We start from the raw sequence: 20,437 nt of genomic DNA, 5'->3' as shown, positions 1-20,437 counted from the left end.
ACCACGGAATAACCTGTGATATCAACCGCTTTATTTTATGGTGCCGGTGACCGGACTCGAACCGGTACGCTGTCGCCAGCGGTGGATTTTGAGTCCACTACGTCTACCAATTCCATCACACCGGCATGGTAATGCAACAAAAATATTATACATAACTTTATCCGTTGTTGCAAGTACTTTTTGAAAAAAATCCGCCTGAATGTTAATTCAGGCGGATTGCATGATCTCACAGTTAAAACTCACCGTTTGATTCATCCCATTCACCGAGCAGCTGGAATGCTTTGTAAACAAACAGACAGACCGAGAGGAGGAATGCAATCAGTACGAATTTACGGTGTTTTTTGAAGAAATCGGAAAAAGTTGCGCCGAGCAGGACGCCGAATGAAACCAGCATTAACTGAAGAATCTGAATCTCTGAGAGCATGTATTTGCGCAGAAGGGAAGTGATACGCTGGCTTGCGGCAGTATAGCCTGCCCGAACGAGATCACCTGCATTTTCAAGGCGTGCAGCGGCAAGGTCACGGTAATCTCCGGCTTTTTTGAAAAACGTACAACAGTTTGTCATGATGGTTTTTCTCCTTTCTCTTTCGTGTCCGCGGCAGAATGGCGGCGGGCAAAATATTTGCGGCGGCTTGCCTGTTTTTTCTTATCAGAAATCATTTTTCGGCGAACCTCTTCCGAGGTGGAACAGGACTGCCGACCCTTTGGGGAAACATGTCCGACACGCATTTCCAGTGCATCCAGCAAGTCCGCGGTATCGATACAGTGCTGGCTTTTGAGCGCTTCGGCGAAAATCAAGCCGCAGGCGCGTGCATCGGACAACGCTTCATGGTGGTTCAGGACAATATTGAGATCATTGCAAACAGTATCCAGCTTATGGTTTTCCATCTCCGGCCACAGCAGCTGAGAGATCTTAACCGTGCAGACATAATCAAAGGTGGGAATCGCAATTCCATAATACTCCAGCAGGCGGCACAGAACGACGGTATCAAACGCAGCATTGTGACAGACGATCAACTGACCATCAATGCTGTCCCGAATCTGTTCCCAGACCTTGTCAAAGGTCGGTGCATCCTTCACCATAGTTGCCTTGATTCCGTGAATACGGACGTTGTACCAGTTGAATTTTCCATATTCCTCAGGCGGGCGGATGAGCGTATAGGTCTCACGAACGGGAACGCCGTCCTCGAATTCGACAATACCGATGGAACATGCGCTGAGCATGGATGCATTTGCTGTTTCAAAATCGATTGCAGTGAATTTCACAAGTGGTCCTCCAATGACTGACGGCGAACGCGCTCTTCTGCAATGCGAAGAAATTGGTAAAATGGTGCGATTCGCTTGAGATTTGCTATCATTATATCATAGAATGTGCCGTCAAACAAGGTGGTATAGTCCTCACAGGAAAAACTGGCGCCGATATTCTTTCGATTGAGCCAGTGCCGATCCTCTTCCGGCGCATCGGGATAGGGCGGGCGCTTATACGGATCGCCGTATAGGCTGAAATCCGGCGCCTGTTCCAGTGCGCGTCTGGCTTCCAGATAATGCTTGTCGTGATGCAGGATCATCTGGCGATATTCCTCGCGCACAGCGGATGGAATATCATAATAGCCTACACCATACCCCCAGCTTTCCTGTTCAATCTCAAAATAATAGCACAGTGAGCTGCCAAGGCGTTTTTTCGGGTGACGAAACACAATCCAGATATGATCGCGGTACAGATCCTTGTTTTTTGTGAAACGTGTATCACGGCGGACACGGGCAACCGATTTGGATGGGATGGTTACAAACTGCGGATCAATTTCCAACATATGAGGGCTCATTTCCTCAACCAGTGCATAAAACGGCTCCGTCACCAGTTTCTTATAGACATCCTTATGCTCATCATACCAGCTCTTGCTGTTGCGCAGATGGTTTTCTGCGAGGAAATCCAGCATATCCGGCGTAAATTGATTAAAAATCATACAGAGACTCCTTCTTTCTGGCATTGGTTTCTATTGTATCGCACATTGCCGTGTCTTTCAAATCCAATTTAACATGATTATTTATGTATAAATCTGGCGCACTGCGTGCAATGACTTATTTTGCTTGGCAGAGTATCATAAAAATCACAGAGTTCCTCCCGTTTTTCTGTCAATAATAACGATTCATTTAGGAATCCTGCTGTCCAGGCAGCAAGATTTATAATGTGAAGCGCAATAATTGCAATGGAAAACGGAAATTAGACCTGATATCATGAAAAAAAGGAAATTAAAGCCCTGATTTATACGAAATACGATGCAAATGTGTAATTTTTTGAAGAAATGTACACCTGAATCGCTGCTGTTCGGATTCTCCGGGCACATGAAAGAATCGCTTTTGCTTTATTCAGGAATTGCACAGGTGGATCATTGCAACGATTTTGTTATTGGTTGCAACAGAACGGAGGACGAGAAGATATGCTGTTGCCGCATGAAAAGGGGCTGGAACCGATGTCAGAGCTCTATGAAGCCACACCATCTGATCGCGCTGCAAGATTGCTGTATTTTTTACAGCGTTCAGGATATTTTTACTGCGATACAGATTATTATATAGAGCACACAGGACAGGATGGTTACCTGCTGTTCTATGTGACGAAAGGGAAGATGTGCGTATTTGCACACGGTGAAAAAGCAATCATTCATGCCGGTGAATGCGGTTTCATCAACTGTAATGAAGCGCACAGTTATCGCGCAGTTGAATCGTTGGAGTATATGTGGATCTACTTCAACGGTGCCAATACAAAGATGTTCTGGAAGGAAATTTTCAAAGAACATGGGCTTGTCATTCCGGCAGAGTATTCTGCATACATCCGCGACCAGATGCAGCAATTTCTGCATCTGCTGCGCACAGCAGGTTGTATGGAAGAAACAACGGCTTCCCGTATGCTGTATGATATCATATACAGCATGCTGGATGACGGAGCGGCCGACAAATCCGATGATCCACTGATTGCCAGCGTACAACAATATCTGGAGCTTCACTTTTCGGAGGATGTATCAACTGCTATGCTGGCAAAAAGATTCCATTTGAGTGTATCGCAGTTTAACAGAAAATTCCGAGCAGGCACAGGACAGTCGCCTCATGAATATCTGGTAAATCTGCGTATCAGTCAGGCAAAAAAGTTGCTGAAAGAAACAGAACTGTCTGTTACAGAGATTGCAGGAGCAGTCGGTTATGCATATGATACGAGCTTTGCCGCTGCATTTCGCAGCAAGGTAGGAATGTCGCCCAGACAATTTCGCAATTTTTTAGTTTAAAAAGAGCAATTTGCAACAGTTCTTGCGCGGTTTGATTCGGTTAATTATGCAATGGTTTTGTATAATAAGCACAATAAATGATGCAAAAATCAACGATCAAATCGTGAAAATTGCCCCATATCTGTACATGCAGCAAAAGAAAATGCAGGTTCAGGACAATAACATCGATCTTCTTTCCCATATCCCAAACGGTATGAGAAACAAAACCGTGCAGCATCACGGCTGTGCATTTCTACGTATCGGCTGAGATGTAGGATAAAAGATAAATACATCAGAAAGAGAGAAACACAGGAGGAAAGTACAATGAAAATGAAGAAACGACTTTTATCGATTGCGCTTGCAGGCGTAATGACGGCAGGTTGTCTGACAGGCTGCGGTTCCTCTGGCGGAGATACGGCAGCGGGCGGAGACAGCGGCTCCGGCAGCTCGTCCGGCGGAGATTACAAAATCAGTGTGATTTTGAAGACCACTTCCGCGGAATATTGGCAGTACGTCAAGGCCGGTGCTGAGGCTTATGGCGAAGAAAACGGTGTTTCGATTGAAGTAAAGGGCCCGACTTCTGAAACTGCTTATGATGAGCAGCAGAACATGATTGAAACCGACCTGAATTCCGGTGCATATGACGCACTGGTCATCGCTCCACTTCAGGGCGATCAGATAGCAACCCTGATTAAGGGAACAGAGATGCCGATCCTGGCGGTCGATACCAACATTGATGCACCGGAGGTTCTTTCCTTCATCGGTACCGGCAATGAGGAAGCAGCTGCACTGGGCGGTAAGACCGCTGTCGAAGCTGCAAAGGAAGCTGGCTGGGAGGAAATCAAGGCGATTGAAATTTGTGGTGTTCAGGGTGACTCTACCAACACTGCACGTTATGAAGGCTACAAAAAGGGCATCAATGAAGCAGGCGGCGAGTTCCTGGAGAGTGAAACTCAGTATGCAGATGCAGTAGCAGATAAGGCAGTTACCTGTATGGAAGCTATCATGCAGACTCATCCGGAAGGCGTTGCAATCATCTGTGCAAACAACGACGATATGGCAATGGCAGCTGCACGTGCAGCAAAGGGAAATAAGGCGTATGAAAATACGATCTTCCTCGGCTTCAATGGTGACCGCGCAGCGTGTGAAGCAATTCTGGCCGGCAACGAGACAATGTCCGTTGTTCAGGATGCTTACGGTATGGGCTACAAGGCAGCAGAAGCAGCAGTTGCAGCACTGAACGGCGAAGAGCTGGATGAGTTCATCGACTCCGGTACAGGCGTTGTTACCAAGGAAAATGTTCAGGAACGTCTGGACGAGCTGGATAAGTATCTGAAATAAGGGAATCCCGAAAGAGCAAAATCCATGAACAATACAATGCCCTTATCGGTAGAAAACACCGATAAGGGCATTCTTCATCTGGACAGGTGTACCGTACCGTATTTTGTGCCGAGAACAAAATATCAGAGGACTATACCGCGCACCTGTTGGAAAACTCTCTCTCGGAGAAAAGGGTGAACTGTTAATGAGTGAGTATATCGTAGAACTGCGGGATTGTACCAAAACATTCCCGGGTGTTGTGGCTCTCGACAAGATGCAGCTTGCGGTCAAGCCTGGCGAAATCCTCGGTCTGATCGGTGAGAACGGCGCAGGTAAGTCTACATTGATTAAAGTGCTTACCGGTGTCCATCAGCCGGATGAGGGCGAAATTTATGTCAATGGCGAGCGGAAAACCTTCCGCAATCCGAATGAATCCGCAGCGGCAGGCATTGCCTGCGTCTATCAGGAGCTGAACATTGAGAAACTGCTCAGCATTACCGATAATATTTTTATCAATAAGTGGATCAAGGGCAAAAACGGACTGCTGGATTACAAGACAATGAACAAAAAGGCAAAGGAAGTCATGGCTTCCCTCGGACAGGATGTTGATCCGGAGAAGCCGGCTGGAACCTTTGGCATGGGCGTTCAGCAGATGATCGAAATCGCAAAAGCGGTTCTGATCGACGCAAAAATGATTATTATGGATGAGCCGACCTCCTCGCTCTATAATGGTATCATAAATTAAGACACTTTTTCGGACAGATTTTAATGAATCTGATATACTTAAACCAGTATGTAAGAAAGGAGCCATTATCATGTCCAGACAAAGAAGAAGTTTTAGTGCCAAATTCAAATCAAACCTTGTAATTGAGCTGCTTAAGGGTGAGAAAGATCTCAATACCCTGGCAGCTGAAAATAGCATCCAACCAAAACTGCTCCGTAACTGGAAAAAGGAGTTCCTGAACAATGCTTCGGTTGTGTTCGACGACAAGCGCGAGGAAAACCTCAAAGAAAAGCTTGCCGAAGAGCGAAAAGAGAAAGCGGAGTATGCCAAAAAGGTTGGTCAGTTAACCATGCAGGTTGACTGGCTCAAAAAAAATCTGAAGAAATTTGTGGACCTGACTACGAGAGTAAGTTTAGTCCAAAACCTTTTGACGACTAAGGAAATTCCGGCTTCCGTTGGTGCCAGGTTGCTTGACATCAACCGTTTGGGGCGCAAGACAAATGTCTGCACAGTTAAAAGCCCGTGGTTACCAGGTTGGGCGCCGCAAGGCAAGACGCTACATGAATGAGATGGATATTTACCCGATCTATCCAAAGATGAATCTTTCCAAGCGAATGCAGCAGGCGAAAGTATGTCCATATCTTCTTCGTAATGCGGTCATAGACAAGCCAAATCAAGCATGGTCTATTGACATTATATATATCCCGATCAAGCGCGGATTTCTGTATCTGACAGCCGTGATCGACTGGTACAGCCGTTGTATTGTCGGCTGGGAAGTGGATGACACACTTGATACCAGAATGGTTATCAGTGCCCTGAAAAAAGCTTTCAAAGTGGCAAAACCTCAAATCCTGAATTCAGATCAGGGTTGTCAGTTTACAAGTCAGCAATACATTGACTTTGTAAAGGAAAACGGCATCCGTCAGAGTATGGATGGAAAAAGTCGCTGGGCAGACAACATCATGATTGAACGCTGGTTCCGCAGCTTCAAGTATGAGGAAGCCTATCTGACACAGTACAACAACATCAGGAAAGCAAGAGCTGCTATCGGACAGTATATCCACATCTACAACTTTGAGCGGCGCCATTCTGCACTTGATTACCAAACACCGGCTGAATGCTACTATCCGGCAATGTTGATGCCATATGTAGCTTAGCATATATTGAATCTGGGGAGTGCTCCACTGTTCTCCACATGTTCCTTGTAACTTGTCCACTATATCAGTTCATTATAAAAATCTTAGATTTTTGTCTTGACAACTGAGCCACTATAAGGTGTACGTAGTAATAACACGAGTGGCTGCACAGATGTTTATCAGGAAAAAAGACGCGGCTATTGGGTAGCGTATATTGATTTTCAAAAGCATCGCTACTCACTTGGCGTGTATTCTGATAAAGAGGATGCAATACATGCGAGGAAGGAAGCAGAACGCAGATTACATGATCCAAAGATTAAAGAAAATTTAGACCTATTAACAGAAGAATCCAAAAAGAAATTTCTATGTTATTTGAAAGGTAAACAGTAAATAACGGATATATTTAAATCAGAAATATACTAATTTTTACATATCGGGATATTGTCTTCCTCTGCTTTGATGCTATGTCAAGAGAGACCTCAGAAAATTCTGTCTAATCGACAAAGTATAACCGTATAGATACTGAAGATAAAGTCAAGAATGATCATAAACATTCAGGACAAAGGAGCCAGTATTATGCAGTCAGCACCACAGGAATTATTGAAGCAGTACGTTCAGAGCCAGCACTTTAGCAGCACCGCTGAGATTATGGATGCCATGAAGGAGATGTTCCGGGATATCATCCAGCAGGTGATGAAAGTGGAGATGGACGAGGAGCTGGGCCGGGAACGCTGCCAGCGGGCAACGGCCTCTGAAAACACACCACCCAATTACCGCAACGGCTACTCTCAGAAAACCGTCAAGACCCAGTTAGGCGAGATTGGCATCAAGATTTCGCGAGATCGTAATGGGAGCTACGAACCCAAAATCATCAGCAAGTATGATCGGAACGCAGAGGGTATGGAGGATAAGATTCTATCCCTGTATGCCTGCGGCATGAGTCAGCGGGACATTGCCGAGCAAATCAAGAGTCTATACGACGTGGAAATCTCTCCGGAATTGGTGAGTAAGATCAGCGAGAAGATTATGCCGGAGGTCAACGCCTGGCAGAACCACCCTTTGGAAGCAGTCTATCCTTTCATTTTCATGGATGCCATCCACTACAAGATCAAGGAGGATCACCGCTATGTAACCAAGGCGGCTTATGTGGTTTTGGGCATCACCATGGATGGTCAGAAAGATATTCTGGGGGTCTGGATCGGCGAACATGAGAGCAGCAAATTTTGGCTGAATGTGTTGAATGACTTCAAAAGCCGGGGCGTTATGGATGTTTATCTGTTCTGCACCGACGGCTTGTGCGGTATGATGCAAGCCATTCAGGCAGTCTATCCCAAGAGCCGTTTGCAGCGGTGTATTGTCCACCAGATTCGCAGTTCTACCAGATATGTCAGTTATAAAGATATCAAGAAAGTGACATCCGACCTAAAGAAGATTTATACTGCCGTCACACTGGACGAAGCGGAAGAGAATCTGCGCTCTTTCGGGGACTCCTGGCGGAAACAGTACCCATCCTGTGTCAAGAGCTGGGAGGACAACTGGGAGGTCCTGAGCACCTTCTTCGAATATCCGCCGGAGATTCGGAAAATCATATACACGACGAACATCATTGAGGGGCTGAATCGTCAGTTCCGGCAGATTACCAAGAACAAACCCTCATTTACAAATGATGATTCTCTGCGCCGGATGCTGTATCTGGCATCTCAGCGAATTGTCAAGCACTGGCATGCACGGTGCCAGAATTGGGACATGGTACTCAGCCAGTTGCATATCATGTTCGCCGACCGTCAGACGGGCTGATTCCCTTGTAATAGGGTTTCCGAAAGGCTGTGCCGGCATTCCAAAACAGGCGCAGACAAGGGGAATAAGCCCCATCATGCACATTGATAACGTGATATTCTTGATTTTGTCGAAAAACGCTTACACAAAATATTCCGACATGCCTATTCTTTGACTGACAGGTCCTGCCTGGCGGCTTGAGTCAGTGCGCACATGCGGACATTTTGGAGAGGTATCCCGATCATGATTCATGGTCGGGATTTCTGTTTGGCGCTTTAGTCCGTGAGGTTGCATCGGAATTTGATGCCGATTTCCGTTGTATACTGCCGTTGGGTGGGTGATTTGCGTTTGGTTAGGTATTGATACAGCAGGCGGAGCGGGAGCCAGGCCTGCGTTTCGGCATCCTGCCCGATGGCAAAATCCACAACGCCTTCGCGGATCATCTGAAGGTTGTCCGCAGTCAGGTCATGAACCACAACATGTACCTGTCCCTGCTTGCTGGCGCGGCGGATGGCCTGATAAACACCGCTGCGTCCGACTGAGGAGAGATAAATGCCGGAAAGATTGTCCACATCCCGCAGGGCACGGGCGGTAATGCGCTCCGCCAGATCCTGATCCAGAAAGCAATATTCCGGCGACATTACCGTTACATTGGGGAAGGACTCGCTCATTTCGGACAAAAAGCCGCTCAGACGCTGCGTATCCGCGAAGTGTCCGCTTTGCTGTCCGAGAATCGGAAGTACACGTCCGGTGCCGCTGATGGTGAGTCCCATCAGCGCGGCGGCTGTGCGACCGCAGGCAATATTGTCCGGGCCGACATAGGCAAGCCGCCCGCAGTCCGCGATATCCGTATTCAGCGTGACAATCGGCAGTCCATGGGTTTCAGTCAGTTCGTTGATCTTATCCCGCACTTGGTTGCTTGCCAGTGGCATCAGCATCAGACCGTCAATCTGCTCGTTTTCCACCAGCTCATCAATCAGCGCGAGCTGATGTAGCACGTTCGTACCGTCCATGATGTGCACGGTGGGGGAAATCGGGAGAATTGTCTGACTTGGAAAGCTCCGGATCAGCTCCGCCAGAGACTGCACAAAGTCGGATGCACCGGTATGCAGCACCACGCCGATGCGCAGCGGACGAATATCAGTCAGAACGTTGCCGTGGCGGGGAATGTAGCCCATCTCTCGCGCCTTTTTCTTGATACCTTCCGCAACCTCCGGGCGCACTCCTTCCCGTCCTCGCAGCGCACGGTCTACTGTGCCGCGTGAAACGCCGCATGCCTCTGCAATCTGCTGTAATGTCACAGCCATGTTGCATCCCTCTTTCTCAGTCATTTTGCTGTCCCTATCATAGCACAGTCGAAGTCGTTTTGCCAGTCCGATTTGTGATATATTTCCCGATAAATTTTTATAAAACGTGCATTGTTTTCTCGTGCAAATGATACTTGTAGAGCAATATGCCTAAAATGTATGAAGATTTTTTGGATATATTTACGATACTTTGCACGGAGAAATGTTCTTTGATTCAAACGCTTGAAACCTGCTTTTGCGTGTGATATCTTTGGTTCAACAAGCAGAGAAAGCTACGGCACCGGCTGGTCTGCTGTCTCGTAACAATGAGAGAGAAATCTACACTGAAGGGAGAAAAAATTTTGAGCTTCTTTAGTTCTACACCATGGATCATTATTACATTTTTATTCTTCACCATTATGGTTGCTGTCGTTGCAGCGCTGAAAACGAAGGATGAAAATCTGGAATCCGCTGAGGGATATTTCTTGGCGGGACGCGGACTGCCGGGAATTGTCATTGCGGGCTCGCTGCTGCTTACAAACCTATCTGCCGAACAGCTTGTCGGCACCAACGGACAGGGATGGGCTTCCAACATGAGTCCGATCGGCTGGGAGGTCGGTTCGTTGTTTACGCTGTTTGCACTGGCATACTGGTTCCTGCCGACCTACTTAAAGATGGGTACTACCACCATGCCGCAGCTGATGGAGCAGCGCTTTGGCAGAAACACCCGCACGATGTTTTCGCTGATTGTCGTTGTAATGTATTCCATCCTCAATCTGCCGGTCATCCTGTATTCCGGCGCGGTTGTGTTCGAAAATATTTTTAATGTCTCCGGAATGCTCGGTTCGAGCAAGTTTGCGGCTGTTGCAATTCTGTGTGTCATCATCGGTATCATCGGCGGTTGCTATGCAATCTTCGGCGGTTTGAAGGCGGTAGCGGTATCCGACACAATCAACGGTATCGGTTTGATTATCGGCGGTCTGATGATTCCGTTTCTGGCGCTGTCCCTGCTGGGACAGGAAACCTCCGGCGGCGGTATGCTGGCCGGCATCCAGTATATGATTGATACCGAACCGGCAAAGCTGAATGCATGGGCTGAGTGGGACGCAGGTGAGCCTGCACTTCCGTGGCCGCTGATCTTCACCGGTATGTTCTTCAATAACCTGTACTGGTGGTGCTGCAATCAGTCGTTTGTACAGCGTTCGCTGGCGGCAAAATCCCTCAAGGAGGGTCAGAAGGGCGCAATCTTCTGTGGATTCCTCAAGACTCTCGGATTCTTCTATCTGGTTCTTCCGGGCGTTATCGCACATTTCCTGCCGTCTATTCAGGATAAGATTGCTGCAGCCGGAGACAGTGCAATCGACTTTGCATATCCGGCTCTGGTGTCTGCGGTTGTTCCGAAGCCGGTGATGGGCTTCTTTGCAGCGGTTCTGTTCGGTGCAATCCTGTCGTCCTTCAATTCCGTGCTGAACTCGGCTTCCACAATGTTTACTCTGGATTTGTTCAAGCCGGTCATCTGCCCGGGACGTACGGATGCATTCTATGTCAAGGTGGCAAAGATTTACGGAACTATCGCGGGAATTATCGCAATCATCATCTCTCCGTTCGTCATGTATGCAAACGGTATCACTACATTCCTGAACTCGATGAGCCAGTTCGTATCTCTGCCGATTCTGTTCACCGTGCTCGGCGCAATTGTATTCCGCCGCGTGCCGCGCTATACGCCGTTCCTGATTACCATATTCCATGTCATCTGCTACGGAGCGTTCATGCTGATTCAGCCGACCTATGAAATTGTCGGAGGATCTTCGGAGCCGATTCATTATCTGTATGCAATGGCAGTCCTGTTTGTGATTGAGCTGCTCATCATGCTGTATCTGAATCACTTCAAGGGTGTAGAAGAATGGGAAGCACCGAATGCCGGCGTAGTGGATATGACCCCGTGGAAGTACCGTCATGTGGTCTGCATTATCGGAGCAATCATTGCAATCGGTATTTATATTCTGTTCTCGCCGATTGGCATTGCTGCTTAACTTGGATATAAATGATTGCCTGCCAATCATTTTAGTGTAAATATTTTACTGAAAAGGAGAAAATGTTATGAAAATCGGATTTAACGAGGCAAATGACCGTTTCTGTAAGGGTCATACCGTGATGATGGATCTCGAGCTGTGCGAGAAGTACGGCTTCGACTGCATCGACATTCAGTCTGAATGCCTGAACCGCGATCTGGAGGCCGGTGTCGTAACGCTGGAGGAGCTGGGTGAGTGGTTCCAGAGCCATCATCTGAAGATGCTGTCCTACAACGCCCTGTGCTTCTTCAACATGAAGCAGACCGAGGAAGAGAAGGCAGCAGTTATGGCAGAGCTGGATGAGATCATCCGCCGCTGCAACATTCTGGGCTGCAAGATGATCGTTGTCGTTCCGTCCAAGGATATGACCGAGCGCGGTCTGCAGCCGACCCGCAAGGAGATCCGAGAGGATGCGGTTGCTGTCCTGAAGGAGATGGTAAAGAAGGTTGAGCCGTATGGCATCAAGCTGTCTTTGGAGTTCTGTGGTGAGCCGGCAATGACGATCAACCGTTTCGAGGATGCTTACGCAATCGTTGAAGAGGTTAACTCTCCGCTGGTCGGTGTAACCCTCGATCAGTATCACTTTTACGCAATGGGCTCCGGCTGGGAGACCCTGGAGAAAGCAGACGGCAAGAAGATCTTTGTATGGCATCTGAATGGTACCGAGGATCTGCCGTGCGGCGCACCGTATAACAACGATGAGAAGCGCATGTGGCCGGATGCTGAGGGCGACTGCCTGCCGCATCAGCGCTATGCAGAGACTTTGCAGAAGATCGGCTTTGACGGTGACTGCTGCACGATTGAGATCTTCCGTCCGGAGTACTATGAGATGACTCAGGAGGAGAATGTCAAGAAGTCCGCTGAGATCACCAAGGCACACGTAGCAAAGTACTGCAAGTAATGTTTTCCGTCTCTGCATTCAGGAAGCAGCGTATAGGTACTATTCTCACCGGCTGTGCTATGGCCGTTACCCGCCGGGCACAGCCTCCCTTTTTAAAAATGTTATAGCAAAGGAGTGCTATTTATGGCAAATCTGAAAATTGGCGTTGTCGGCTGCGGACGCATCGGCAAGCTGCACATTAACAATCTGATCAACAGTGTTCCGGGCGTCGAGGTTGCAGCAGTTGCTGATCCGATGCTGGACAAGTCCGGCGCACGCGAGTGGCTGGCTGAGCGCGGCATTACAACGGTGTCTACCGACTTTATGGACGTCATCAACAATCCGGAGGTAGAGGTTGTATTCGTATGCTCCTCCACCGATACGCACTGCCAGGTTTCGATGGAAGCAGTCAAGGCCGGCAAGCACGTATTCTGTGAGAAGCCGATCGACTACGATATCGACAAGATCAAGGCACTGCTCGCACTGGTTGAGGAAAAGGGCGTCAAGTTCCAGGTAGGCTTTAACCGCCGCTTTGACCACAACCATAAGGCTGTCGCTGACGCTGTCAAGGACGGCACCGTGGGCGATCCGCATATCGTTATCGTTTCTTCCCGTGATCCGGAGCCGCCCCCGGCATCCTACGTTGCAGTTTCCGGCGGTATCTTCTACGATATGATGATCCATGACTTTGATATGGTTCGCTACGTTACCGGTTCTGAGGCAGTGGAGATTTCCGCTGTCGGCTCCTGCTTGGTCAATCCGAATCTGCAGGAAGAGTCCGGCATTCCGGATGTTGACACCGCAGTTGTCACCATGAAGATGGCAAACGGCGCAATTGCCGTTATCAACAACTCCCGTCAGGCGGTTTACGGCTACGATCAGCGTGTCGAGGTATTTGGCTCCAAGGGTATGGCTTCGGATGCAAACGATCTGCGGAACACCGCTACCGTTATGACCGTTGACGGTGCTGTTTCCCAGAAGCCGCTGTGGTTCTTCCTCGAGCGCTACAATCAGGCATTTATCAATCAGGTTCTGTCCTTTGTGGATGCAATCCAGAATGACAAGCCGACTGCTGTCGGTGCAGTAGACGGCCTGCGTCCGGTACTGATGGCTAAGGCTGCAACCGAGTCCTGCCAGAACGGCGGCGCTTGGGTTAAGGTTGAGGCATAAAACAACATATTAGTGCATTCCGCTGACTGAAAACACCCCGTTTATCCGAAGATAAACGGGGTCAGCCTGTCGAAAAAGTCGCCGAAAGGCGGCTTTTTCTGTTATAATAAAGATAAGAAAGACAGGTGATAAAATGATAGTAAAAGGGAAGGAAAACAGAGAGGCAGTAGAGATTGTAAGTCTGGATATGTTAGTGCCCGAGGATCATCTACTGAGGAAAATAGATGCAGCAGTAGATTTCAAACAAATTTATGAATTTGTAGATGATTTGTACTGCAAGGACAACGGCAGGCCAAGTATCGATCCGGTAGTATTGTTTAAGATTGTAATGATACAGCACATATATGGGATACCATCGCTCCGGCGGACGCTGGAAGAAGTGAATATGAATGTTGCATACAGGTGGTTTATCGGTTATCCATTGAATGAACAGGTGCCGCATTTTTCAACAGTAAGCTATCATTTTAAGCATCGTTTTACAACAGCAACTGTAGAATATATATTTCGGTGGATATTGAACACAGCAGCAAAGGAAGGATTTCTGGATACGAGTGCAATTTTTATCGATGGGACACATATCAAAGCAAGTGCAAACATGAAGAAAAAAGCACGAAAAGCTGTTCCAGTTGAAGCAAAACGATATGCAAAGGAGCTGCGGGAAGAAATTAACAGAGATCGCGAAGAACACGACAAAAAGCCATTCGATGATGATGACGATTCAACACCGCCAAAGGAGAAAGAAATAACAGTTTCGACAACGGATCCGGATGCCGGCGTATTCCATAAAGGTGAACACAAGAAGTGTTTTGCCTACGAAGCGCATACAGCCTGTGACAAGCATAATTTTATTCTCGACGTAGAAGTAACAGCAGGAAATGTACATGACAGTGTAGCGTTTGACCCGTTATATGACCAGCTTTGCGAACATTACCCAGAACATAAAACGATAGTAGCAGACAGCGCCTACAAAACTCCTTCGATTTGCAAACGTATTTTTGAGAGTGGAAGAGTATTATCTACAGCATATAAACGTCCAATGACAAAGAAAGGCGGTCATGAATGGTGGAAATATGTTTATGATGAGTATTATGATTGTGTAATCTGTCCGGAGTATAAAACACTTCATTATGCAACAACGAACAAAGATGGATATCGTGAATATAAGAGCAGGTCATACGTCTGCGAACATTGTCCGACCAGAGAGCTGTGTACATCGAGTGCAAAGTTTGAAAAGACTGTCACCAGACACGTATGGGCTGATTATGTAGAGTTGGCAGAAGACGCACGTCATATGACTGAATATCGTGACTTATATAAACTCCGACAACAAAAGATTGAACGTGTATTTGCAGATGCCAAAGAAAAGCATGGTATGCGCTATACACAATATCGAGGCTTGGCTCAAGTTACCAACTGGGTGAAGCTTAAATTTGCTGCCATGAATCTGAAAAAGCTGGCTATGTGGAAGTGGAAGATCCATTTCCCTATTCCAGTTTTCCGGCTTTTTCCCTATATGTGCCAAAATCTGGCTCTCGCTTAATGCGCAGCCGGGTTCTTCGACAGGCTCAGCAAGCCCACCTGTTAAATGCAGGTGGGCTTGCTTACATAGATACGATATGATGATTCGCGGATTTCAGTCATTCGGAATCCTTTTTGCTGCGCGGCTTTCTGGTCCGCGTATTTTTTTTCTTTTTCAGCGACAATGTAATTCTGGCGGAATTTCTTGGGCGGCATGCCGACATGCTTGGTAAACTGCATGTTGAAATAGCTCTGTGTATCATAGCCGACCATTCCGGCGATTTCCGTAATGGAATAATCGGTTGTAATCAGCAGTGTCTGCGCCTCTCCGATTCGCCTGCGCAGCAGATACTGAATAGGGGAATAGCCACTCATTTCCTTAAAGACATGCGACATATAATAGGGGCTGGTGTGCAGCGCTTCTGCAATGGTTTGCAGGGTAATCGGCTGGGTGTAATTCTGGTCGATGAACTGCTTGACGCGGTGCCCGAGAATATTCGGCTCATCGATCTCAGAAGAAGCTGTGCCTTCCTCTGCCGTTCCGGTATTTTCACGAACCACCGTAAGCACCTTGCGCAAAAGGGCATGCATCAGGCTGTTGCAGAAGGCCGCAGCATCCGGTTCTTCCTCCGAAAGATTGCGGAACATCAGTTCCAGCAGTTGGCGGATATCCTCAAAATTGTGCCCCGTCTGGAACAGGTATCCCAGCTCATCCGGAATCAGTGCATTTTCACGCAGTCCGGGCATGCGCAGCCCGCCGACTGCAATGGTGATAAAACCGAGCAGGGAATCCGGCCCGGCCATTTCGTCGTGCACGACTCCTGAATTGTAAATCAACAGGTCACCGGCCTTGACGGTACATTTTTTATCGTGAATCAGATAATCGCTTGCACCGCTGTAAATCAGCACCAGTTCAACCAGATCATCGTGTGAATGCATGATGCGGGGATGGCGGCTGCTGATATCTGGGCGTACCTTACAGACATAGAGCAGCTGCGGATTGTTGTCATCCACAAAAATCGGATGAAATTCTCTTTTTACAAAACACTGTGCATTGAGCGGCTGATGCTGTGCCATGCAAAAACTCCCTTCCCACCAAATACCAACAATTTGTCTATACATTATACAACATTTGCCGAAAAAACTCAACTTTTCTGAAAAAACAAAGCAATTATCAACAAATGATGTCTTTCGTAATCTGCCAGGAAATGCATATCATTTTCAAAAAAGTGCTCCAAAGCAAAGATTCCCGCACGTTTTGGATGATATTTACAGACGGGATAATATTTGGTGCCAATTTCACTTTATATCTGGTTTACTTCGCAACTTTATGCTATACTAAACTGGTGCAATTCTATTTGCCCCCCGATTCATTCCCTTAGAGAAGGATGGCAGGAGCATCTGTCCGCACAATCAACGTGATTTTATCTTGCTGTTTCAGGGAACACATACCGGAACCCATTCCGGTTTCCGTTTCCGGGAGCCGCATCCATTGCAGGAGGTTTATTCTTATGCATCGAATTTTACAGCTGTTGGAGCAGGACGCCCGCATTACGCCCGCCCGCATTGCAAAAATGCTCGGCATTACAGAACAGGAAGTCAATGCCAGCATCCATAAATACGAAAAAGAAAACGTTATCCTCGGCTACAAGGCCATCATCGACTGGGATAAGGTTGAACGCGACAGTGTCACCGCACTGATCGAGGTCCGCGTCAGCCCCCAGAAGGGCATGGGCTTTGATGAGCTGGCACGCCGCATCCATTGCCACAAGCAGGTTGTCAGTGTTTACCTGATGAGCGGCAGCTTTGACTTTACCGTTATCATCAACGGACGCTCGCTTCAGGAGGTCTCGCGTTTTGTATCCGAGAACCTTGCGCCGATGGAGAACATCATTTCCACTTCCACGCACTTTGTCCTGAAAAAATACAAGGATGCCGGTATTGATTTTAATCCGGTTGACGAAAGAGAGGATTTCCACGATGATTGATTATTCCTCCCTGATTTCGGACAAGGCGCGCACCATCAAGCCATCCGGTATCCGGAAGTTTTTCGATATCGTCAATACAATGGACGATGCCATTTCTCTCGGTGTCGGAGAGCCGGATTTCCAGACGCCATGGCAGATCCGCCGTGCAGGCATTGCGTCTCTGCAGCAGGGCAAAACCTTCTACACCTCAAACTGGGGCCTTGCAGACCTGCGCAAAGAAATTGCCAAATATGCGTGGGAGAATTATCATCTGGAATATGATTACCACAAGGAAATCATTGTCACAGTCGGTGGCTCGGAGGCAATTGACAATGCACTCCGTTCGTTTGTCTCGGAAGGCGATGAGGTTCTGATTCCGGAGCCGTCCTTTGTCTGCTATACGCCGCTAACCATCATGGCAGGCGGCACGCCGGTTCCGCTCAAGACGCGCATGGAAGACGGCTTCAAGCTGACAGCAAAGACACTCAAGGAAGCGATTACGCCGCGCACCAAGGTTCTGATTATGCCGTTCCCGAACAATCCGACCGGTGCAATCATGACCCGTGAGGAGCTGGAGAAAATTGCAGCTGTCCTGCGCAGCACCAACATTATTGTTATTTCAGATGAAATTTACTGTGAGCTGACCTATGGCGGCAAGAAGCATGTCTGCTTCGCAGAGCTGCCTGGCATGCGTGAGCGCACCATCGTCATCAACGGCTTTTCCAAGTCGTATGCCATGACGGGCTGGCGTCTCGGCTGGGTTATGGCGCCGAAGGAAATGCTTGCGCCGCTGGTAAAAATCCATCAGTTCGGCATCATGTCCGCACCGACGGTCAGCCAGTTTGCCGGAATTGAAGCCATGCGCACCGGACAGGACGATATCGCGTATATGCGCGATCAGTACGATATGCGCCGCCGGTTTATGTACACACGGTTACAGGAAATCGGCATGCCGTGCTTCGAGCCGGAGGGAGCGTTCTACATTTTCCCATCCATTCAGAAATATATGGAGGATGACGAAGAGTTCTGTGACCGCCTGCTTCGGTCGAAGAAGGTCGCTGTTGTGCCGGGCAGCGCGTTCGGTGAGAGCGGCCGCGGACATATTCGCATTTCCTATTCCTACTCCATGATGCATCTGGAAACCGCTATGGAGCGCATTGAGGAATTTGTCAACGAGTTATAAAATAACGCAAAACAATGGTGGAAAAATGAAAACTGTGCTTTGAAATCCGTACGAAACTGTCCATTTTATTGGGGTCAGTTGTGCGGTATAATGCACCCGTATAGAATCCATTTAATATAAGGTGTAAGTATGAATTCAAACAAGTTTTCCGCGCGTTTTCTGTGCATGACTGCCGTTATGGCGGCATTGATCTGTGTTATGACCATGGTGGTACAGATTCCGATTCCGCTGGGTTATGCACATCTGGGCGATGCGTTTATCCTGCTGACCGTCCTGTTTGTCGGCAAACGCTCCGGCATCTGGGCAGGCGGCATTGGCTCTGCGCTCGCTGACCTGCTGACCGGCTTTACCGGCTGGGTTATCCCGACCTTTATCATCAAGTCGCTGATGGCACTGTTCGTCGGCAAAATTGCGTACAACAAAGATGGCACCTGCACGCTGTTTTCTGCACGCGCACTGATTGCCTGTGTTGTCGGCATGGTATGGATGGTTGTCGGCTACACCGTTGCCGGCGCAATCCTGTATGGCGGCATCGCGCAGGGTCTGGCATCCACGCCGGGTCTGGCTGTCAAGGGTGTACTCAATCTGGCAGTCTGCTATGGCGTCGGCGCACTGTTTGAAAAGGCAAAGGTCCGCCCGCTGCTCACATCGGAAAGAAAGGGTCAGGCATGATTGACCACAACAGACAAAAGAAAATTGCCGTCATCAACGACATGTCCGGCTTCGGACGCTGCTCCATTGCAGTGTCCATGCCGATTATTTCCGCGATGAAGGTGCAGTGTTGTCCGGTACCGACCTCGATTTTTTCCAACCACACTGGGTTCCCGGAATTTTTCTTCGAGGATTATACGGCGAAAATGCAGCCGTATATCGACAACTGGAAGAAGCTCGGGCTGGAGTTCGATGGAATTCAGACCGGATTTCTCGGCTCCGAACAGCAGATTGAAATTGTAAAGCGGTTCATTTCGGACTTCCGAACAGAACGTACGACGGTCATCATTGATCCTGTCATGGGCGACCATGGCAAGCCATATCCGACTTATACGGATGAGCTGTGCCAGGCGATGAAGCAGCTGGTCGGCTATGCTGATATTCTGACACCAAACCTGACCGAAGCGTGTATTCTGACCGATACTCCGTTCCACGAGGGACACTGGGAGACAAAGGAACTTGTGCGCCTTGCATATGCACTGGCAGAGCAGGGTCCGGAAAAGATTGTCATTACCGGCGTTCCGCAGAAGACATATGTCTCCAATCTGGTCTATGAAAAGGGCGGGGAAGCAAAGCTGCTGCGCACACTGCGCATCGGAGATGAGCGCTCCGGCACAGGCGATGTCTTCTCATCCATTGTAGCCACGGATGCCGTCAATCAGGTTCCGTTTGAAACATCTGTGCGCAAGGCATCTGCGTTCGTCAAAAAATGCATTCTGCGCTCGATTGAGCTGGGGATTCCGAAAACCGATGGCGTGTGCTTCGAGGAATTCCTCACCACACTGCATTAAGGAGATTCCCGATGAAAAAAGAAATGACGATTGTGTACGATGTACACAACGGTCTGTATATCAACCTGACCAACCGCTGCCCGTGTGCCTGCACGTTCTGCCTGCGGCAGACCATGGATCATGTGGGCAATTCCGGCGGACTCTGGCTCGAGCATGAACCGTCCTATGAGGAAATCACGGCGGCAATTGATGGCTGTGATCTGGACAAATACAGCGAAGCCGTGTTCTGTGGCTTCGGCGAGCCGACAGAACGCCTGGATATGCTGCTCCGCACGGCGCAGTACATCAAATCCAAGTGCCCGGAACTGGAAATCCGCATCAATACCAATGGCCTCGGCGATCTGGTCAACGGTGAGCCGATTGCCGATCGATTGTCCGGTCTGATTGATGTTGTTTCCATCAGTCTGAACACACCGAATGCAGAGGAATACCTCCGACTGACCCGCAGCAAATTCGGTGAACAGTCGTTTGACGCGATGATCCGTTTTGCGAAGGACTGCGTCAAGACAGTCCCTGAGGTTGTGATGACGACGGTTGACACAACGATTTCCCATGAGGAAGAAGCACAGTGTCGCGCAATCTGCGAAAGCATTGGCGCACGCTATCGCATTCGCCCGTGGGAAGATTGACAAAGACAGAGAAAAGC

General features: G+C 48.4%; 20 protein-coding genes and 1 tRNA gene. 15 read left to right on the top strand and 6 right to left on the bottom strand.

Features of this window, described 5'->3' with window-relative positions:
- Positions 1 to 38 precede the first annotated feature (38 nt).
- The 4 genes from CBW42_RS11210 to CBW42_RS11195 all read right to left on the bottom strand — a co-directional run bounded on the left by CBW42_RS11210 (position 39) and on the right by CBW42_RS11195 (position 1,964).
- Positions 39 to 125 (bottom strand) — tRNA-Leu (locus CBW42_RS11210).
- Between the two features lie 107 nt (positions 126 to 232).
- Entirely contained in the window at positions 233 to 565 is a 333-nt protein-coding gene (locus CBW42_RS11205) for a hypothetical protein (protein ID WP_087021459.1), read from the bottom strand.
- Complete coding sequence (locus tag CBW42_RS11200; protein WP_087021456.1) at positions 562 to 1,266, bottom strand: 3'-5' exonuclease; 705 nt, start codon at positions 1,264 to 1,266, stop codon at positions 562 to 564. The genes CBW42_RS11205 and CBW42_RS11200 overlap by 4 nt, the downstream gene beginning before the upstream one ends.
- Positions 1,263 to 1,964 carry a DUF2461 domain-containing protein gene (locus CBW42_RS11195; RefSeq protein ID WP_165761157.1) on the bottom strand — a complete coding sequence of 234 codons (702 nt, stop codon included), beginning with the start codon at positions 1,962 to 1,964 and terminating at the stop codon, positions 1,263 to 1,265. The genes CBW42_RS11200 and CBW42_RS11195 overlap by 4 nt, the downstream gene beginning before the upstream one ends.
- Positions 1,965 to 2,438: 474 nt before the next feature.
- Here CBW42_RS11195 and CBW42_RS11190 point away from each other — a divergent pair, with 474 nt between their 5' ends.
- The 6 genes from CBW42_RS11190 to CBW42_RS11170 all read left to right on the top strand — a co-directional run bounded on the left by CBW42_RS11190 (position 2,439) and on the right by CBW42_RS11170 (position 8,234).
- Positions 2,439 to 3,278, top strand: a complete 840-nt coding sequence (locus CBW42_RS11190; protein ID WP_087021450.1) for a helix-turn-helix domain-containing protein — start codon at positions 2,439 to 2,441, stop codon at positions 3,276 to 3,278.
- Between the two features lie 309 nt (positions 3,279 to 3,587).
- Entirely contained in the window at positions 3,588 to 4,598 is a 1,011-nt protein-coding gene (locus CBW42_RS11185) for a sugar ABC transporter substrate-binding protein (protein ID WP_087021789.1), read from the top strand.
- A gap of 184 nt (positions 4,599 to 4,782) precedes the next feature.
- Entirely contained in the window at positions 4,783 to 5,322 is a 540-nt protein-coding gene (locus CBW42_RS11180) for an ATP-binding cassette domain-containing protein (protein WP_087021448.1), read from the top strand.
- A gap of 70 nt (positions 5,323 to 5,392) precedes the next feature.
- Positions 5,393 to 5,869 (top strand): transposase, encoded by a 477-nt coding sequence (locus tag CBW42_RS15025; protein ID WP_242969862.1) that lies wholly within the window; start codon positions 5,393 to 5,395, stop codon positions 5,867 to 5,869.
- The gene (locus tag CBW42_RS15020; RefSeq protein WP_242969861.1) at positions 5,802 to 6,458 is read left to right on the top strand and encodes an IS3 family transposase; all 657 of its coding nucleotides are present in this window, start codon (positions 5,802 to 5,804) and stop codon (positions 6,456 to 6,458) included. Before CBW42_RS15025 ends, CBW42_RS15020 begins: the two co-directional genes overlap by 68 nt.
- Before the next feature lie 555 nt (positions 6,459 to 7,013).
- A complete protein-coding gene (locus CBW42_RS11170; protein WP_087021444.1) occupies positions 7,014 to 8,234 on the top strand; it encodes an IS256 family transposase in 1,221 nt (406 codons plus the stop codon).
- A gap of 254 nt (positions 8,235 to 8,488) precedes the next feature.
- Here CBW42_RS11170 and CBW42_RS11165 read toward each other — a convergent pair whose 3' ends face one another.
- Positions 8,489 to 9,520 (bottom strand): LacI family DNA-binding transcriptional regulator, encoded by a 1,032-nt coding sequence (locus CBW42_RS11165; protein ID WP_165761155.1) that lies wholly within the window; start codon positions 9,518 to 9,520, stop codon positions 8,489 to 8,491.
- A gap of 341 nt (positions 9,521 to 9,861) precedes the next feature.
- Here CBW42_RS11165 and CBW42_RS11160 point away from each other — a divergent pair, with 341 nt between their 5' ends.
- From CBW42_RS11160 to CBW42_RS11145, 4 genes are all read left to right on the top strand, one after another.
- Positions 9,862 to 11,532 (top strand): solute:sodium symporter family transporter, encoded by a 1,671-nt coding sequence (locus CBW42_RS11160; protein ID WP_165761154.1) that lies wholly within the window; start codon positions 9,862 to 9,864, stop codon positions 11,530 to 11,532.
- A gap of 67 nt (positions 11,533 to 11,599) precedes the next feature.
- Entirely contained in the window at positions 11,600 to 12,472 is an 873-nt protein-coding gene (locus CBW42_RS11155; RefSeq protein ID WP_087021435.1) for a sugar phosphate isomerase/epimerase family protein, read from the top strand.
- 123 nt (positions 12,473 to 12,595) lie between these two features.
- Positions 12,596 to 13,621 (top strand): inositol 2-dehydrogenase, encoded by a 1,026-nt coding sequence (iolG, locus tag CBW42_RS11150; protein ID WP_087021433.1) that lies wholly within the window; start codon positions 12,596 to 12,598, stop codon positions 13,619 to 13,621.
- A gap of 133 nt (positions 13,622 to 13,754) precedes the next feature.
- A complete protein-coding gene (locus CBW42_RS11145; protein WP_087021430.1) occupies positions 13,755 to 15,161 on the top strand; it encodes an IS1182 family transposase in 1,407 nt (468 codons plus the stop codon).
- Between the two features lie 41 nt (positions 15,162 to 15,202).
- On the opposite strand, the gene CBW42_RS11140 is transcribed toward CBW42_RS11145, so the two are convergent.
- Positions 15,203 to 16,216: an AraC family transcriptional regulator gene (locus tag CBW42_RS11140; protein ID WP_165761153.1), complete on the bottom strand. Its 1,014-nt coding sequence runs from the start codon at positions 16,214 to 16,216 to the stop codon at positions 15,203 to 15,205.
- Positions 16,217 to 16,650: 434 nt separating this feature from the next.
- Between CBW42_RS11140 and CBW42_RS11135 the strand changes: the two genes are divergently transcribed.
- The 5 genes from CBW42_RS11135 to CBW42_RS11115 all read left to right on the top strand — a co-directional run bounded on the left by CBW42_RS11135 (position 16,651) and on the right by CBW42_RS11115 (position 20,420).
- A complete protein-coding gene (locus tag CBW42_RS11135; protein WP_087021424.1) occupies positions 16,651 to 17,127 on the top strand; it encodes an Lrp/AsnC family transcriptional regulator in 477 nt (158 codons plus the stop codon).
- A complete protein-coding gene (locus CBW42_RS11130) occupies positions 17,120 to 18,289 on the top strand; it encodes a pyridoxal phosphate-dependent aminotransferase (RefSeq protein ID WP_087021421.1) in 1,170 nt (389 codons plus the stop codon). Before CBW42_RS11135 ends, CBW42_RS11130 begins: the two co-directional genes overlap by 8 nt.
- Before the next feature lie 129 nt (positions 18,290 to 18,418).
- Entirely contained in the window at positions 18,419 to 18,961 is a 543-nt protein-coding gene (locus tag CBW42_RS11125; protein ID WP_087021417.1) for an ECF transporter S component, read from the top strand.
- The gene (locus tag CBW42_RS11120; protein ID WP_087021414.1) at positions 18,958 to 19,791 is read left to right on the top strand and encodes a pyridoxamine kinase; all 834 of its coding nucleotides are present in this window, start codon (positions 18,958 to 18,960) and stop codon (positions 19,789 to 19,791) included. Before CBW42_RS11125 ends, CBW42_RS11120 begins: the two co-directional genes overlap by 4 nt.
- A gap of 11 nt (positions 19,792 to 19,802) precedes the next feature.
- Entirely contained in the window at positions 19,803 to 20,420 is a 618-nt protein-coding gene (locus CBW42_RS11115; RefSeq protein WP_242969860.1) for a TIGR04100 family radical SAM protein, read from the top strand.
- Positions 20,421 to 20,437 lie beyond the last annotated feature (17 nt).

The sequence above is a fragment of the Butyricicoccus porcorum genome, assembly GCF_002157465.1.
Taxonomy (GTDB): Bacteria; Bacillota; Clostridia; order Oscillospirales; family Butyricicoccaceae; genus Butyricicoccus_A; species Butyricicoccus_A porcorum.
This window is presented reverse-complemented; position numbering and strand designations above follow the sequence as displayed.